Below are 15,908 nucleotides of genomic sequence, written 5' to 3'. Positions count from 1 at the left end.
CGCGAAACGATACCACCCTTAAGTGGGGGGTGAAGCGGAAGAAAACTACCCCTAACCTCGACATGAGGAAAGAGTGTTTCCCACATGTCGCCCATGATTTCGCCACAATCCAGGCCCAGGATGCCCGGATTGGCCCCTTGGGCGTCGCCTTCATCTCCCCCTTGGAGCGCGACGCCGGGACCCGAAGGGTGCGGCCGGCGCTTGTCCCCCCTGACGCCGGCCGCCCCGATGGGCCAGGGCACCCTTCCCTACACCACCCCCGACGGCAGATTGATCAGGCGCGCCGCCAGCGATGCGGTGACCGGCAGATCGTCCCTGGGACAGTCGCGGTACATGGGCAAGCGGTGCATGGGCGTCCAGATGGGGCGGCACTGGATGGCGGCGGCGGCGGCTTCCTCGATCACCCGGTTGACCAGCCCCTCGTCGGGCCGTTCCAGCAGCAGGGCGTTCAGCCAGTAATTGGAGCGCGCCCCGGCGGTCTCGCGAAACATCCCCGCCCCCTCCATTCCCTGGAACAGGTCGGCGTAGCGTTCGGCCAGACGGCGCTTGCTCTCCACATACCCGGCCAGGGCCTCCAACTGGGCGCAGCCCAGGGCGGCGTTGAGATTGGGCAGGCGGTAGTTCCAGCCGATTTCGTCATGGTCGAAGCGGTAGGGATGCGGCAGTTTGGCGGTGGTGGTCAGGTGCCTGGCCCGCCGGGCCAGGGCGGAATCATTGGTCAGGATGGCGCCGCCGCCGCCGGTGGTGACGATCTTGTTGCCGTTGAAGCTGAGCGACGACAGCAGGCCGTGATTGCCGGTGTGGCGGCCCTTGTAGGTGCTGCCCAGCGATTCGGCGGCGTCCTCGATCAGGGCCACCCCGTGGCGGGCGCAGACCTCGGCCAGGGAATCCAGGTCGGCGGGCTGGCCGAAGGTGTGCATCGCCACCACGGCACGGATCGGCCGGTCCCGGTGACGGGCGAGGTGCTCGTCCAGCCGGACGGGGTCGAGCCCCAGGGTGCGTTCGTCCACGTCGACGAAGCGGCAGGTGGCGCCGCAATGGCTGGCGGCGTTGGCGGTGGCCACGAAGGTCAGCGACGGCATCACCACCTCGTCGCCCGGCCCCACTCCCGCCAGATGCAGGCAGACCTGAAGGGCGGCGGTGCCGTTGACCACGGCGATGGCGTGGGCGCAGCCGGTATAATCGGCCAGCATCGCCTCGAACCGGTCCACATAGGCGCCCACCGACGACACCCAGCCGGTGTCGATGCAATCCTTGACGTAGGCGGCCTCGTTGCCGCGGAACAGCGGCGCGTGCAGGGGCACCGGCCCCTCGGCCTTCATGCCGCCGCGCCAGAATTCCACCAGTCGGCGGGTGATCTCGTGCATGCCGGATTCAGATATTATAGCGGTCGGCCTTGTAGCGGCCGAGATTGGCGGGATTGGCGAACCATTCGACGGTTTCGGCCAGGGCGCGGCCAAAGCCCTCGCCGCCGCCATAGGCGGGCGCCCAGCCCAGCAGGCGGGCGGCCTTGGCATTGTCGCCCCACAACCGCTCCACCTCGCTCTTGTCGGGGCGCAGGCGGACGTCGTCGGTTTCGATCTCCATCTCACAGCCGATCACCCGGGCGATGGCCCGGGCGGTGTCGCCCACCGAGATCTCGAAATTGGAGGCGGCGTTGATGACCTCGCCCTCGATGCCGGGAGCCGCCATGGCGGCCATGAAGGCGGTGACGGTGTCGGCGACGTAGTTGAAGTCGCGGGTGGGATGCACCGCCCCCAGCTTGATCCGGCGCATGCCCGACAGCAACTGGGTGATGATGGTGGGAATCACGGCGCGGGCCGACTGGCGCGGGCCGAAGGTGTTGAAGGGACGCAAGGTGGCGACCGGCGTCGCGAACGAGCGCCAGAACGCCTCCGCCATCTGGTCGGCGCCGATCTTGGTGGCGGAATAGGGCGACTGGCCCGACAGCGGATGATCCTCGGTGATGGGCACGAAGCGGGCGGTGCCGTAGACCTCGCTGGTGGAGGTGTGGACCATGCGGGTGACGTCCAGGTCTCGGACCGCCTGAAGCACGTTCAGCGTGCCGGTGACGTTGGTCTCCACATAGGCGGCGGGCGAGTGGTACGAGAACGGAATGGCGATCAGGGCGGCGAGGTGCAGCACGGTGTCGCGGCCCTTGACCGCCTGGCGCACGCCATGCGGGTCGCGGATGTCGCCGGCGAAGACGTCGAGCGAACGCCTGGCCTCGGGTTCGGCCTCGTCCAGCCAGCCCCAGGAATTGAACGAGTTGTAGTGGACGAAGGCGCGGACGTCGTGGCCGGCCCGCACCAGCGCCTCGGTCAGGTGCGAGCCGATGAAGCCGTCGGCGCCGGTGACCAGAATCTTCCTGGGGCTCATGATTCAGCCTTCTCCGCCACATGGACGTCCAGCATGGGCAGCGGCAGGATGCGCTCCGGCGCGATCAGGCCGCCCAGCCGCTCGAACGCCGCCTGGGGATTGCTGAGATCGGCCAGCACCACCGCGTCGAGGCGTCCCTTGGACGCCAGGTCGGCGGCGATGGCGTCAGTGTCGCGCTCGGCCGCCACGTCCACCGGTCCCACCGTATCCACGTCGAAATCGCGGGCGGCCAGCACGGTGATCTCGGCCAGATCGCCGGTGCCGCACACCGCCACCCGGCGCCAGCCCCTGGCCTCGCACACCCGGAACACGCTTTCGCACTGGCCCTTGGCGTCGCGGAAGAACTGGAACGAATAGGACAGGTAGCGGGCGACCAGGGCGCTCTTTTCCGCCAGCCCGGTGGGAGTCAGGTAATAGGCATAGCGGTTGGTCGGCGCCGAGGTGACCTTGACGTAGCCCTTGCGGATGCAGCGGCGCAGATAGGAATTGGCCAGTCCCAGGGCGATGCCCAGCTCGTTGGCCAGCCGCCTTTGGGTGACGTGGGCGTCGGTCTGGATCAGCTTGAGCATGTCCAGAGTGAGGCGGCCTTCCTTTTCCATGCTGCTCCTGTGGGATACAGCATGGCTTCTACCCCGTTCACATCCTGAACGTCAAGCCGGGGCGAAGGGTGGGATCGGGCTGCTGCGGGGCGGGCAGGGACTGGCTGAGCGCCTCGCCATAGGCCTCCACCAGTTCGGCCCAGTCGTGAAACACCGCGAACAGGCCGGTCGAGGCCTCGCGGCACAGCGTCGCGGCGTCGGGCGGCGGCAGGTCCAGGAACGCCTCGGCCTCGCCGCCATCGGCGTGCAGGGTCATGCCGGTGCGCCGGGCCAGCGCCATCATGGCGCGGTTGTCGGACAGGCACAGGGTGTACAGCTTCTCGGCGCGGCGGTTGCGGGCGAAGGCCACCGCCTGGCGCAGCAGGTCGGAGCCGGTGCCGCCGGTCCGATGGCCGGAATCGACGCTGACCCCCACCTCGGCGACGGCTCCGGCGATGGACACATGGGCGGCGCCCACCACCATCTCGCCGTCGAGGGCGGCCAGGATCAGGGCATCCCCGTCGATGCCGGCCACATGCGCGTCGATGCGGGCGTCGGTCATGCCGCCGCCGGCGAAGCGCAGGCGGCGGTCGCTGTCGCTCAGGCGCTTCAGGTGATCGGCGTACAGCCGGCGTTCGTGGGCGTAGAGCCTGCGGATCAGCATGATGGACCTCCTGTCCCATCCCATCTCCCATGAAGTGGGGAGTTTATGCTGCAATGCAACATGAAACTTCGATGGCGGCTCTCTGTACCTTTCCGGCGCCGATGATCTATGCTGCCGGCCATGAGCAAGCCCCCCCCCGCGCTGATGCTGCAAGGAACCGGCTCCGACGTCGGCAAGTCGCTGCTGGCCGCCGGCCTGTGCCGGCTGTTCGCCTGCCGGGGCCTGCGCGTCCTGCCGTTCAAGCCGCAGAACATGTCCAACAACGCCGCCGTCACCACGGATGGCGGCGAGATCGGCCGGGCCCAGGCGCTTCAGGCCCGCGCCGCCGGGGCGGAACCCTGCTGCGACATGAATCCGGTGCTGCTGAAGCCCCAGACCGACACCGGCGCCCAGGTGGTGGTGCAGGGCAAGGTGGTGGCCAATGCCACCGCCCGCGATTACCACGCCCTGAAGCCGTCGCTGCTGCCCCGCGCCCTGGAAAGCTACCGCCGCCTTGCCGGCCGCGCCGACCTGATGGTGGTGGAAGGCGCCGGCAGCGCCGCCGAGGTCAACCTGCGCGCCGCCGACATCGCCAACATGGGCTTCGCCGAGGCCGCCGACCTGCCGGTCGTCCTGGTGGCCGACATCGACCGGGGCGGCGTCATCGCCGCCATCGTCGGCACCCACGAATTGCTGCCGCCGGCCGAACGGGCACGGCTCAGGGGCTATGTCATCAACCGTTTCCGGGGCGATCCCGCCCTGTTCGCCCCGGCGGTCGAAATCATCCGCCAGCGCACCGGACTGCCCTGCCTGGGCATCGTGCCGTGGTTCGCCGACGCCGCCCTGCTGCCGGCCGAGGACGCCGCCTCGCTGGGCGGGCGCTCCAGCGGCGGCGACGGCCTCCGCATCGCCGTTCCCCGGCTGTCGCGCATCGCCAATTTCGACGATTTCGATCCGCTGGCCGCCGAGCCGGACGTGCGGCTCGACGTGGTGCCCCCCGGCCGGCCGCTGCCCCGGGACGCCGACCTGATCATCCTGCCGGGCTCGAAATCCACCATCGGCGATCTGGCCTTCCTGCGCGATCAGGGGTGGGACATCGACATCAGGGCACATGTCCGCCAGGGCGGGCGGATGCTGGGCATCTGCGCCGGCTATCAGATGCTGGGGCGCTCGGTGGCCGATCCGCTGGGGGTCGAGGGGCCCGCCGGCGGTGTCGCCCGGGGACTCGGCCTGCTGGACGTCGAAACGGTCATGGCCGGCGACAAGGTGCTGGCCGAAATCTCCGGCCAGGACTGGGAATACCGCCCGGTCAGGGGCTACGAGATGCACATGGGCCGCACCGCCGGTCCCGATTGCGGGCGACCGCTGCTGATTCTGGAGGGGCGGCCCGACGGGGCCCGCTCCCGCGACGGCCGCGTTGCCGGCTGCTATCTGCACGGCCTGTTCGCCTCGGACGAATTCCGCGCCGGCCTGCTGGCCGAATTGCGGCCGGGCCGGACCGGAACCCTGGTCTATGACGTCATGGTGGACGACGTGCTCGACCGCCTTGCCGGCCACCTGGAAACCCACATCGATACGGCGCGGCTGTGGGAGATCGCGTCAGGCCACTGACCAGAGCATGACCAGCGCCACCGCGCCCAGGTCGAGAATGCAGGCGACGACGTAGAGATGCAGCGCCCGGCGCAGATCGGCCGGGGTCGCCCTGGCCCGCCCGGCGCCGATCCATTTCTCGTCCACCACCAGACCGGGATATTTGCGCGGTCCGCCCAGGGCGAGGTCCAGGGCGCCCGCCGCCGCCGCCTCGGGCCAGCCGGAATTGGGCGAGCGGTGGTGGCGGGAATCGCTCAGCATGGTCCGGATGGCGGCGAATGGCCGGCCCCGGGGCACGAACGGCGCCGCCAGGACCAGCATCAGCCCGGCGAGGCGGGCGGGAATCAGGTTGAGCAGGTCGTCCAGCCGGGCCGAGGCCATGCCGAAGGCGCGATAGCGGTCGTTGCGGTGGCCGATCATGCTGTCCAGGGTGTTGACCGTCTTGTAGGCCAGCAGGCCGGGCAGCCCCAGCACCACGTACCAGAACACCGGCGCCACCACGCCGTCGGCGAAGTTCTCGGCCAGGCTTTCGATGGCGGCGCGGATGACGCCGTGCTCGTCCAGCGACTGCGGATCGCGGCCGACGATGCGCGACACCGCGTAGCGGCCGGCCTCCAGCCCGTTGTTCCTCAGGGCGTCGGCCACGTCCCTGACGTGCTGGAACAGCGAGCGCTGGGCCAGCAGGGTGGCGGCCAGGAAGACCTCGGCCAGCCAGAAATGGGGCAGGGCGCGGGCCAGGAAGGCGACGCCGTAACCGATGCCCAGCGCCGCCAGGGTCAGGCCCAGCGCCACCAGGATGCCGCGCAGCCGCCGGCTGGACTCGGGGCGTTCCGGCTGGTTCAGGCGGCGTTCCAGCACGGCGATGATCCGGCCGATCACCACCACCGGATGGGGGATCAGGCGGAACAATCCGTTCATTTCGCCCAGGGCGGCGTCGAGGCCCATGGCCATGACCAGCAGCAGCAGCAGCGGATCGGGGGCATGGCCGAAATGCATGAAGAATGGCACCATGGCGGCAAGATGAAGCGGCGGCGCCCGCCGGTCAACCGGGGCGTGGCCAACGGAGACGGACACGCCATGACCAGCCCGGCCCTGACCCTCGACGCCGACAGCCGCCAGCGCCGCGCCGCCGACCCGTCGGCCAGCGTGTGGGTGGCGGCCAGCGCCGGCACCGGCAAGACCAAGGTGCTGACCGACCGGGTGCTGGCCCTGCTGCTGGCCGGCACGCCGCCCCACAAGATCCTCTGCCTGACCTTCACCAAGGCCGCCGCCGCCGAGATGGCGTTCCGCATCCAGGGACGGCTGGCCGGCTGGGCGACCTCGTCCGATGCCCGGCTGGGTGGCGACCTCGCCGCGTTGCTGGGGCGCGCGGCGGAGGAACGCGAATGCGTCCGGGCGCGCCGCCTGTTCGCCCAGGTGCTGGACGCTCCGGGCGGGATGCATATCGAGACGATCCACGCCTTTTGCCAGTCGCTGTTGCGCCGCTTCCCGCTGGAGGCTGGCATCGCGCCGCATTTCCAGGTGATGGACGACCGCGATGCCGGCGAATTGCTGGAGGCGGCCAAGCTGGCGGTGCTGGGCGCGGCGCGCGATGGCCGCGACGCCCCCCTGGCCGAGGCGCTGGCGGTGGTGAGCGGGCGCATTCACGAGACCGCCTTTCCCGAATTGATGGCCGAACTGGCATCCGGACGCGGCCGGCTGGAACGGCTGATGGAACGTCACGGCGGGTTGGCGGGCGTGACCGGCGCCCTGCGTTCGCGGCTGGGGTTGGACGAGGGCGAGACCGCGGCGGTCCTGCTGGACCGGGCCTGCGACGACGGCCGCCTCGACGCCGCCGGTCTGCGCCGGGCGGTGGAGGGATTGCAGGGCGGCACCGTCACCGATCAGAAGAATGCCGCCGCCATGGCCGCGTGGCTGGCCGATCCGGCCGGCCGGCCGGCCGGATTCGCGGGGTGGCGCTCGGTCTTCCTCACCGACAAGGGCGTCATCCGCAAGACCTTGTGCACCAAGGCGGTTCGCGAAGCCTTCCCTCATGTCGAGGCGGCGATGCTGGCCGAGGCCGAGCGGCTGCTGCGGGTGTCGGATCGGCTGAAATCCGCCGCCGTGTTCGAGGCGACGCGGGCGCTGCTGACCCTGGGCTCGGCGCTGCTGGAGCATTACCGCCGCGCCAAGGCCGCCCGCGCCCTGATGGATTACGACGACCTGATTCTGGCGGCCCGCGACCTGCTGGCGCGCCCCGGCGCGGCGGCCTGGGTGCTGTTCAAGCTGGACGGCGGCATCGACCATGTGCTGATCGACGAGGCCCAGGACACCAATCCCGACCAATGGGCGGTGGTGGCGGCGCTGACCGGGGAATTCTTCTCCGGACGCGGCGCCCGCGAGGTCCTGCGCACAGTGTTCGCGGTGGGCGACGCCAAGCAGTCGATCTATTCGTTCCAGCGCGCCGACCCCCGCGAGTTCGAGCGCATGCGCCAAAGCTTCGCCCGCCATGTGCCGGCGGCGGGACGGAAATGGGATGTTGTCGACCTGAACCTGTCGTTCCGTTCGGCCCCGGCGGTGCTGGACGCGGTCAACGCCGTGTTCGGCCAGGGCCGGCCGGGCCGCGACGGCGTGGCCGGACCGGACGACGACATAACCCATCTTGCCCATCGCCAGGGCCATGCCGGCCGGGTCGAGCTGTGGCCGGTGGTGGAGCCCCGCGCCGCCGACGAAATCCCGCCGTGGAAGCCGCCGGTGGAACGCATCCGGGGCGATTCGCCGCGTACCCGCCTCGCCCGGCTGGTGGCGCGGCGCATTCGGGCCATGATCGGGACCGAGCGGCTGGAGTCACGCAACCGGCCGGTGCGGGCCGGCGACGTGCTGGTGCTGGTGCGCCGCCGCGGCGGCTTCGTCGAGGATCTGGTGCGCGAGTTGAAGACCCTGAAGGTCGAGGTGGCCGGGTCCGACCGCATGGTGCTGTCCGACCAGATGGCGGTGATGGATCTGGTGGCGCTGGGCAACCTGCTGCTGCTGCCCGAGGACGACCTGACCCTGGCGACCGTGCTGAAGGGGCCGCTGGTCGGGTTGAGCGAGGAACAGCTGTTCACCCTGGCCCGCGACCGCGGCGAGGCCGGGCTGTGGGAGACCCTGAAGCGCCGCATCCTGGCCGATCCGGCGTTCGAGGAGGCCTATCTCCTGCTGTCGGACCTGCTGGCCCAGGCCGACCGGCTGACGCCGTTCGGCCTGTATTCCCGCGTGCTGGGACCGCTGGGCGGGCGCAAGCGGCTGCTGGCGCGGCTGGGGCTCGATGCCGAGGACGCCATCGACGAATTCATGGCGCTGACCCTGGCCTTTGAGCGCGCCCATCCGCCGTCGATGCAGGATTTCCTGCACTGGCTGGAGACTTCCGGCCTGGAGATCAAGCGCGATCTGGAACAATCGGGCCGCGATGCGGTCCGCATCATGACGGTTCACGGCTCCAAGGGCTTGCAGGCTCCGGTGGTGATCCTGCCCGACACCATGCAGGTGCCGACGCGCGGTTCCCGCCTGCTGTGGCTGGGCGAGGGCGACGACGAGATGCTGGCCTGGCCCGCCCGCGCCGACGACATGGATTCGCTGTGCGCCCAAGGCGCCGAGGCTCGCAGGCAGGCAGGCCAGCGGGAATATCGCCGCCTGCTCTATGTCGCCATGACCCGGGCCGAGGACCGGCTGATCGTCTGTGGCTGGCGGCAGCGCAAGGCACCGCCGGAATCGTGCTGGTACAATCTGGTGCGGGACGGGCTGGAGCCGCTGGCCGACACGGTCGGGGATTCGTTCCTGGCGGCGGCGGCCGAGACCGAGGACGATCGGGTGCTGGTGCTGGCTTCGCCCCAGACCGCATCTATCGCCGCCGGTGACGACGCCGGAGCGGCGACGCCTCCGGCCGAGCCCCTGCCCGACTGGGCGCTGATGCCGGCCGGCGTCGAGCCGGTGCCGCCGCGTCCGCTGGCGCCGTCCCGGCCCGACGGAGAGGAACCGCCGGTGCGCTCGCCCCTGGCCGAGGCCGAGGGCGGCCCGCGCTGGCAGCGGGGCAAGCTGATCCACCGCCTGCTCCAGACCCTGCCCGACCTGGCCAGGGCGGAACGCCCGAAGGCGATGATGCGCTTCCTGGCCCGGCCGCAATGGGGGCTGGAGACCAAGGACCGCCTCGCCATCGCCAACGAGGTCTCGGACATCCTCGACCATCCCGGCCTGACGGCGCTGTTCGGCCCCGGCGCCAGGGCCGAGGTGCCGCTGGTCGGCCACATGGGCGAGCGCATCGTGTCCGGCCGGGTCGACCGGTTGCTGGTCACGCCCTCCGAGGTGGTGGTGGCCGATTACAAGACCAATCGCAAGCCGCCCGCCGACCCGGCCGGGGTGCCCGGGCTTTACCTGCGCCAGATGGCGGCCTATCGGCTGGCGCTGGCCTGCATCTATCCCCGCCACCGGGTTCGCTGCGTCCTGGTGTGGACCGACGGGCCGGTGCTGATGGAGCTGGACCCTGCCCGGCTGGACGACGCCTTGTCCGGCATGGGGTGATCTCTACTTGGCCTTGGGCCGGAAAGCCTTGCACACCGCCGGATCGGTGTCGATGAAGGGGCCGCCGATCAGGTCGATGCAATAGGGAACGGCCGGCATCACCGCCACCAGGCAATCGGCGATGGCCGAAGGCTTGCCCGGCAGGTTGACGATCAGGCTCCGGCCCCGGATTCCAGCGGTCTGGCGCGACAAGATGGCGGTGGGAACCACCTTCAGGCTTTCCAACCGCATCAGTTCACCGAAGCCCGGCATCATCTTGTCGCATACCGCCTCGGTGGCCTCGGGCGTCACGTCGCGGGGCGCCGGGCCGGTTCCGCCGGTGGTGACGATCAGGGCGCAGCCCTCGACGTCGGCCAGCTCCTTCAGCGTCGCCTCGATCACGGGTTGCTCGTCGGCGATGACGCGGGCCACCGGCCGCCACGGGGTGGACAGGAAACGGGTCATCTCGGCGTGGATGGCGGGGCCGCCCTTGTCCTCGTAGACGCCTTGGCTGGCGCGGTCCGAGATGGTGACGATTCCGATGGGAACGAGGTCGGTCATGGCGAAGCCCTGGAAAATTGTCGGGGGGCGAGTTTGGGGACAGCCAAGGCCGCCGGTCAAGGGTATGATGGGCCGCTTACTGCCGGAGAACCGTTCCATGATCATCACCACCACCGACGCAATCGAGGGCCGTCCCGTTACTGCCTATCTGGGCATCGTGTCCGGCGACGCCGTCATGGGCACCAACATCTTCCGCGATATCCTGGCCAATATCCGCGACATCGTCGGCGGCCGCAGCGGATCGTACGAGAACATCCTGGGCGAGGCCAAGGACGCCGCCCTGGCCGCCTTGCAGGCCAATGCCGCCAGGCTGGGGGCGGATGCCGTGGTGGCCGTCGACCTGGATTACGAGGTGATCGGCGGCGACAGCAAGACCATGCTGCTGGTCTCGGCCAACGGCACCGCGGTAAAGCTGGGGTGACGGCATTAACCGGTTGTTAACGGCATCCACAAGACAATCGCGCCTTGTCTTGTGGATGCGCGACATTGTCCATTTCCCGGCCCCTCGCGATCCTTGTCCTGACCCTGGCGAGCGCCTGCGCGGCGCCGCCGGCGCCGCCGCCGCCGCGCCCCCAGCCCATCCTCGATCCCGATTCCGCCTGTCTCAGGGATCTGCGCGACCGCCGCGTCGCCTTCGAGCCGCAGGCCGCCATCGGCGCGGGCGGCTGCTCCATCGCCAATCCGGTCAAGGTCTCCGGCGGCGCCAGCATGGGCTGGAACCGGCCGGGGGTGGTGTCTTGCGCCATGGCCCGCACCGTCGAGACCTTCGAGGCCCAGGTGGTGGCCCCCATCGCCCAGCGGGTCCTGGGACAGCGGGTGGTTCGGCTGGTGCACATGGGCACCTATGATTGCCGCAACCGCCGCACCGAAACCTCGGTCGCCGCCGCCGCCAGGGGCGAGGGCAGCCGGGGCGGGCGCCTGTCCGAGCACAGCCGCGGCCAGGCCATCGATATCGGCGGTTTCGAACTGGCCGACGGCAGCGTCGTCTCGGTGAAGAAGGACTGGAAGGGGGCCGGCAAGCGCAGCGAGTTCCTGCAACAGGTGGCGCGGGCGTCGTGCGACCACTTCAACGTGGTGCTGACGCCCAATCACAACCGCCTGCACGCCGATCACCTGCACCTGGACATCGGCCCGCACAGGCTGTGCGGATACTGAGCCTATGCCGCCCGGCTGGCCGGGGATTCGGTGAGCAGGGCGTATAGCGCCTCGGAATTGTCGGTGCCGCGCAGTTTCTCGCACACGCTCTTGTCGCGCAGCAGCCGCGAGACGCGGGCCAGGGCCTTCAGGTGATCGGCACCGGCCGATTCCGGGGCCAGCAGCAGGAAGATCAGGTCGACCGGCTGTTCATCGATGGAGTCGAACTGGATCGGCCGTTCCAGCCGGGCAAACAGGCCGTGCAGGCGGTCCAGGCTGGACAGCTTGCCGTGGGGAATGGCGATGCCGTTGCCGACGCCGGTGGTTCCCAGGCGCTCGCGCTCCAGCAGCACGTCGAAGATGGCGCGTTCGTGCAAGCCGGTGATGTCGGCGGCACGGCGCGCCAGATCCTGCAACGCCTGCTTCTTGGACGTGGCGCGCAGATTGGGAATGACGGCGGCGGGGCTGATCAGGTCGGTGATTTCCATCAATCCACCCTATCTTGCGGCACGCGAAGGTCCGCAGGGAAGGGCCGGAAAATAGTCCCGGCCATGCCCCGAGTCAAGCCCGGCCGGGATATCACAATCCCAGCGCCTTCTCGCGTCTCCGCTGCACCGACGAGGCGATGCCCATGGCTTCCCGGTATTTTGCCACCGTTCGCCGGGCAATGTCGATGCCGTCGGCCTTCAGCGCCACCACAATCTGGTCATCGGACAGGATATCGCGGCCCTCGGCCTCGATCATCGCCTTGATGCGGTGGCGCACCGCCTCGGCGGAATGGGCGTCGCCGCCATCGGCTGAATTGATGGATTGGGTGAAGAAGTACTTCAGCTCGTAAATGCCCCTGGGGGTGGCGATGTACTTGTTCGAGGTGACGCGGCTGACCGTGCTTTCATGCATGGAGATGGCGGTGGCGATGTCGCGCAGAACCAGCGGCCGCAGATGCTGGACTCCCAGGCGGAAGAAGGCGTCCTGCTGGCGCACCAGTTCGGTGGCGACCTTGAGGATGGTGGTGGCGCGCTGGTGCAGCGACTTCACCAGCCAGTTGGCCGATTGGTAGTGTTCGCTGATATAGGTCTTGTCGTCCTTGCTTTTGGCGGCTCCGGCGACCTTGGCGTAATAGCGGGTGTTGACCAGGACGCGGGGCAGGGCGTCGGAATTCAGCTCCACCAGCCACGACCCGTCCTGGGCGCGGCGCATCAGCACGTCGGGAATGATGGGCTGGGCGACGATGTGGTCGAACCGCAGCGCCGGCTTGGGGTCCAGCGCCTTGATCTCGCCGATCATCTCGGCCATGTCCTCGGCGTCGACGCCGCAGACCCGCATCAGGCCGGCCAGATCGCGCCGGGCCAGCAGGTCCAGGTTGTCCAGCAGCGCCTGCATGGCGGGGTCGAGGCGATCGCGTTCGGCCAGTTGCAGCCCCAGGCATTCGCGAAGGGTGCGGGCGAACACGCCGGCCGGATCGAAGCCCTGGACCCGCTTCAGCACCTTTTCGATCCGCCCGGGCGGACAGCCGAGTTTTTCCGCCAGTTCGTCCAGGTCGCCGACCAGATAGCCGGCCTCGTCCAGCATTTCGATCAGGTGCAGGCCGATGATGCGCTCGGCCGGGTCGGCCACGTCGACGTTCAACTGGGCCACCAGATGGTCGCGCAGCGAGATCTCGCCGGCCAGGGTCTGCTCCAGGCCGGTGTCGGGATCGTCGAAGCCGTGGCTGCCGCCGTTGCGCGATCCCCACTGGCCGAAGGCCTCGGCCCCGTCGGAATCGGCGGCGCTGTCGTTGTTGAAGGTGTTGTCGTAATCCACGTCCAGTCCTTCGGACGCCGAGGCGGCGGTCATGCCGTCCAGCAGCGGCGTCTCGGGCGGCGCCGAATCCAGCACCGGCTTGTCGGCGGCGTCGAGACGGGGTTCGGTCGCCTCCAGCGGGCGGTCGACGTCCTCGCGCTCCAGCAGCGGATTGCGCTCCATCTCCTGATCGATGAAGGCGGTCAGCTCGAAGCTGGAAAATTGCAGCAGCTTTATGGCCTGCTGCAATTGCGGCGTCATCACCAGGGATTGGGTTTGGCGGATATCCAGGCGGGGAGAGATCGCCATGACGTGGGTCTACAGGCTGAACCGCTCGCCGAGATAGACCCGCCGCACCCCTTCATGGGCGACGATCTCGGCCGGCCGGCCCTCCATCAGCACGGCGCCGTCGTGCAAGATGTAGGCCCGGTCGATGATCTCCAGCGTCTCGCGGACATTGTGGTCGGTGATCAGCACGCCGATGCCGCGATCCTTCAGGTGCGACACCAAGTCGCGGATGTCGGACACGGCGATGGGGTCGATGCCGGCCAGCGGCTCGTCCAGCAAGATGAAGTGGGGGCGGGACGCCAGGGCGCGGGCGATCTCGACCCGGCGGCGTTCGCCGCCCGACAGCGCCATGGCGGGGGCGCGGCGCAAGTGGCTGATGGAGAATTCGGCCATCAGGCTTTCCAGGTCGTGCTCGCGGCGCTCGCGGTCGGGCTCGACTACTTCCAGGACGGCGAGGATATTGCCTTCCACCGTCAGGCCGCGAAAGATCGAGGCCTCCTGCGGCAGATAGCCGATGCCCTGGCGGGCGCGGCGATACATGGGCAGGGTGGTGATCTCGTCGCCGTCCAGCAGGATCGATCCCATGTCGGGGGCGATCAGGCCGGTGATGCAATAAAAGCAGGTGGTCTTGCCGGCGCCGTTGGGGCCGAGCAGGCCGACCGCCTCGCCGCGCTGCACCGAGATGGAGACGTCGCGCAGCACCGGGCGTTTCTTGAAGCTCTTGCCGATGCCCCTGGTCACCAGTCCGGGATTGTCGGCGACCAGTCGCGGCCCGGCGCGGCCCTTTCCCGGCGATGTCGGCGGCGTCGGAGGCTTGCTCACGGGTTTCATCGCTCCCCTTCGGTGGTGGCGGCGGGCACGCTTCCCGAGAAGCCGGCGCGGCCGCCCTGGCCGCCGTCGCCCTTCTCGCCCTTCTTCTGGGGTATGAAGATGCCCTGAACCCGCTTGCCGTCCCCCTGTTCGCCGGGAGTGCCGGCGAACAGCTTGCTGATCCCTGTCTTCAGATTGACGTGGGCCCAGCCGCCTTCCAGCTGATTGCCGCCGTCGCGCACGATCTTAACCGAACCCGAGACGGTGGCGATACCTGTTTCGAGATTGTAGTCGCCGCGCTCGCCGGTGATGGTCTCGGCGGGCGTCGACAGCTTGACGTGACCATAGGCGTCGGCCCGCTGCAATTCGAGGCCGCTGCCCTCGCCAGAGGTCTTGGCGGCGGTCTTGGCGGCGGCTTTCTTGTCCTTGAAATGGGCGGTGAGGACATCGCCCTTCAGGACCTTGTCGGCCTGGGTGGCGACGGCGTCGCCGCGCAGCACCGCCATGCGCTTCAGTTCCCAGTATTCCAGGGATTCGCTGGCCTGGAAGGTCTCGGTCGGGGTCACCAGCCGGGCGGGGGCGCCCTTCAGCACGAACACCGACTTGTCCAGGTCGTAGACGGCCTTGTTTCCGGTGGCCTTGTCCTTGGGCGACAAGATGGTGACGTTGCCGTCGGCGTCCAGCCGCCAGATCTCGTCGCCGCCGGCCCCCTTGCGGTAATGGGCTGTCAGGACGTCGGCGGTGATGGTGACGTCGCCGCGCACCGCGTTGGCGTTGCCGCGCGCGATCACCCGGCTGTCTTCGGAATGCCATTCGATGCCGTTGTCGGAATAGACCTGGATCTGCTGTTCGCCGGCCTTGCTCATCTGAAAGCCCTGGGCGCCGGCGGGGCCGGCCAGGGTCAGCAGCCCCAGCGCGACGACGAGAAGAGGCATCATTTTGATTTGGCTCCCTTGTCCCGGCCCTTGGGCGAGGTGGCCATCAGCGTCAGATGGGCCTTGCCGGTGAAGATGATCGAATGTCCCTTGCCGGACAATTCGAATCCGGCCGAACGGATGGCGCCTTGCGGGCCGAAGCCGTTGACCGGTTCGGTTCCGCGGGCGGTGTTGCGGGCGAGATCGACGACCGCGCTGGCGGTATGAAGCTCGTAGCCGGCATCATGGAACAGATTGACGCCGCCGGACAGTTCCAGTGTCTTGGTCGACTGGCGGTAAAGCCCCCTGGCGCCGTCCATCAGGATGTTGGCCCCGGAACTGGAGGTGAAGTCGGCCTTGGGGGCCTCCAGGTGGATCAGGTCGGAATTGCCCGGCTCCTGCGTCGCCGAATCCGAGGTCACCGCATAGGGGCGGTTGGACTCGTCCAGGCCGTAATAGCGGGCGTTGTTCATGGCCAGCGCCTCGACGTCCTTGGAGGACAGCCGGGCGAACCCCACCTGGAAGCGCTTGTCCTCCTGGGTCAGCTTGGGCCACGCCACCACCAGGGCCAGCAGCAATGCCGCCAGCGCCGGCAGGGCCAGCTTCATGAAGCGGACGAAGCGGGAATAGCGGGCGAAGGGCCCGATCAGCGGCGGCCTGAGTTTCCGCCTGGGCGCCGTCTCCGGGGCCGCGTTTCCTTGCAGGGTCATGGCG

At 69.2% G+C, this 15,908-nt stretch carries 15 protein-coding genes; 4 read left to right on the top strand and 11 right to left on the bottom strand.

The window, feature by feature from the left end; translation table 11 throughout:
* Positions 1-248: 248 nt before the first annotated feature.
* The 4 genes from MTBSS4_RS01185 to MTBSS4_RS01170 are packed head-to-tail and all read right to left on the bottom strand — an operon-like array spanning position 249 to position 3,621.
* Complete coding sequence (locus tag MTBSS4_RS01185) at positions 249-1,367, bottom strand: LegC family aminotransferase (RefSeq protein WP_173981550.1); 1,119 nt, start codon at positions 1,365-1,367, stop codon at positions 249-251.
* Positions 1,368-1,374: 7 nt separating this feature from the next.
* Positions 1,375-2,379, bottom strand: a complete 1,005-nt coding sequence (locus MTBSS4_RS01180; protein WP_173981549.1) for an NAD-dependent 4,6-dehydratase LegB — start codon at positions 2,377-2,379, stop codon at positions 1,375-1,377.
* Positions 2,376-2,978, bottom strand: coding sequence for a winged helix-turn-helix transcriptional regulator (locus MTBSS4_RS01175; RefSeq protein ID WP_173981548.1), 603 nt, complete (start codon positions 2,976-2,978; stop codon positions 2,376-2,378). The genes MTBSS4_RS01180 and MTBSS4_RS01175 overlap by 4 nt, the downstream gene beginning before the upstream one ends.
* A 37-nt stretch (positions 2,979-3,015) precedes the next feature.
* Positions 3,016-3,621 (bottom strand): GNAT family N-acetyltransferase, encoded by a 606-nt coding sequence (locus tag MTBSS4_RS01170; protein ID WP_173981547.1) that lies wholly within the window; start codon positions 3,619-3,621, stop codon positions 3,016-3,018.
* Positions 3,622-3,741: 120 nt separating this feature from the next.
* On the opposite strand from MTBSS4_RS01170, the gene MTBSS4_RS01165 reads away from it, so the two are divergent.
* A complete protein-coding gene (locus tag MTBSS4_RS01165; protein WP_254432322.1) occupies positions 3,742-5,211 on the top strand; it encodes a cobyric acid synthase in 1,470 nt (489 codons plus the stop codon).
* Here the strand turns inward: MTBSS4_RS01165 and cbiB are convergent.
* The gene (gene cbiB, locus MTBSS4_RS01160; RefSeq protein WP_173981746.1) at positions 5,200-6,201 is read right to left on the bottom strand and encodes an adenosylcobinamide-phosphate synthase CbiB; all 1,002 of its coding nucleotides are present in this window, start codon (positions 6,199-6,201) and stop codon (positions 5,200-5,202) included. The two genes, MTBSS4_RS01165 and cbiB, sit on opposite strands and share 12 nt — an antisense overlap.
* A 66-nt stretch (positions 6,202-6,267) precedes the next feature.
* On the opposite strand from cbiB, the gene addA reads away from it, so the two are divergent.
* Positions 6,268-9,726 (top strand): double-strand break repair helicase AddA, encoded by a 3,459-nt coding sequence (addA, locus tag MTBSS4_RS01155; RefSeq protein ID WP_173981546.1) that lies wholly within the window; start codon positions 6,268-6,270, stop codon positions 9,724-9,726.
* A 3-nt stretch (positions 9,727-9,729) separates the two neighbouring features.
* Here addA and mog read toward each other — a convergent pair whose 3' ends face one another.
* Entirely contained in the window at positions 9,730-10,266 is a 537-nt protein-coding gene (gene mog / locus MTBSS4_RS01150) for a molybdopterin adenylyltransferase (RefSeq protein WP_173981545.1), read from the bottom strand.
* A 97-nt stretch (positions 10,267-10,363) separates the two neighbouring features.
* On the opposite strand from mog, the gene MTBSS4_RS01145 reads away from it, so the two are divergent.
* Positions 10,364-10,687, top strand: a complete 324-nt coding sequence (locus tag MTBSS4_RS01145) for a heavy metal-binding domain-containing protein (protein ID WP_173981544.1) — start codon at positions 10,364-10,366, stop codon at positions 10,685-10,687.
* 65 nt (positions 10,688-10,752) lie between these two features.
* Positions 10,753-11,421 (top strand): extensin family protein, encoded by a 669-nt coding sequence (locus MTBSS4_RS01140; protein ID WP_173981543.1) that lies wholly within the window; start codon positions 10,753-10,755, stop codon positions 11,419-11,421.
* 2 nt (positions 11,422-11,423) lie between these two features.
* Here the strand turns inward: MTBSS4_RS01140 and ptsN are convergent, their stop codons facing one another.
* The 5 genes from ptsN to lptC form a co-directional block, all read right to left on the bottom strand.
* Positions 11,424-11,888 (bottom strand): PTS IIA-like nitrogen regulatory protein PtsN, encoded by a 465-nt coding sequence (ptsN, locus tag MTBSS4_RS01135; RefSeq protein ID WP_173981542.1) that lies wholly within the window; start codon positions 11,886-11,888, stop codon positions 11,424-11,426.
* A gap of 91 nt (positions 11,889-11,979) precedes the next feature.
* Positions 11,980-13,491 carry an RNA polymerase factor sigma-54 gene (rpoN, locus tag MTBSS4_RS01130; RefSeq protein ID WP_173981541.1) on the bottom strand — a complete coding sequence of 504 codons (1,512 nt, stop codon included), beginning with the start codon at positions 13,489-13,491 and terminating at the stop codon, positions 11,980-11,982.
* Positions 13,492-13,500: 9 nt separating this feature from the next.
* Positions 13,501-14,301 carry an LPS export ABC transporter ATP-binding protein gene (lptB, locus tag MTBSS4_RS01125; protein WP_173981540.1) on the bottom strand — a complete coding sequence of 267 codons (801 nt, stop codon included), beginning with the start codon at positions 14,299-14,301 and terminating at the stop codon, positions 13,501-13,503.
* Entirely contained in the window at positions 14,298-15,218 is a 921-nt protein-coding gene (locus tag MTBSS4_RS01120; RefSeq protein ID WP_173981539.1) for an LptA/OstA family protein, read from the bottom strand. Before MTBSS4_RS01120 ends, lptB begins: the two co-directional genes overlap by 4 nt.
* Positions 15,215-15,904: an LPS export ABC transporter periplasmic protein LptC gene (lptC, locus tag MTBSS4_RS01115; protein ID WP_173981538.1), complete on the bottom strand. Its 690-nt coding sequence runs from the start codon at positions 15,902-15,904 to the stop codon at positions 15,215-15,217. The genes MTBSS4_RS01120 and lptC overlap by 4 nt, the downstream gene beginning before the upstream one ends.
* Positions 15,905-15,908: the final 4 nt, after the last annotated feature.

This window comes from Magnetospirillum sp. SS-4 (assembly GCF_902729425.1).
In the GTDB taxonomy this organism is placed as follows: domain Bacteria; phylum Pseudomonadota; class Alphaproteobacteria; order Rhodospirillales; family Magnetospirillaceae; genus Phaeospirillum.
This window is presented reverse-complemented; position numbering and strand designations above follow the sequence as displayed.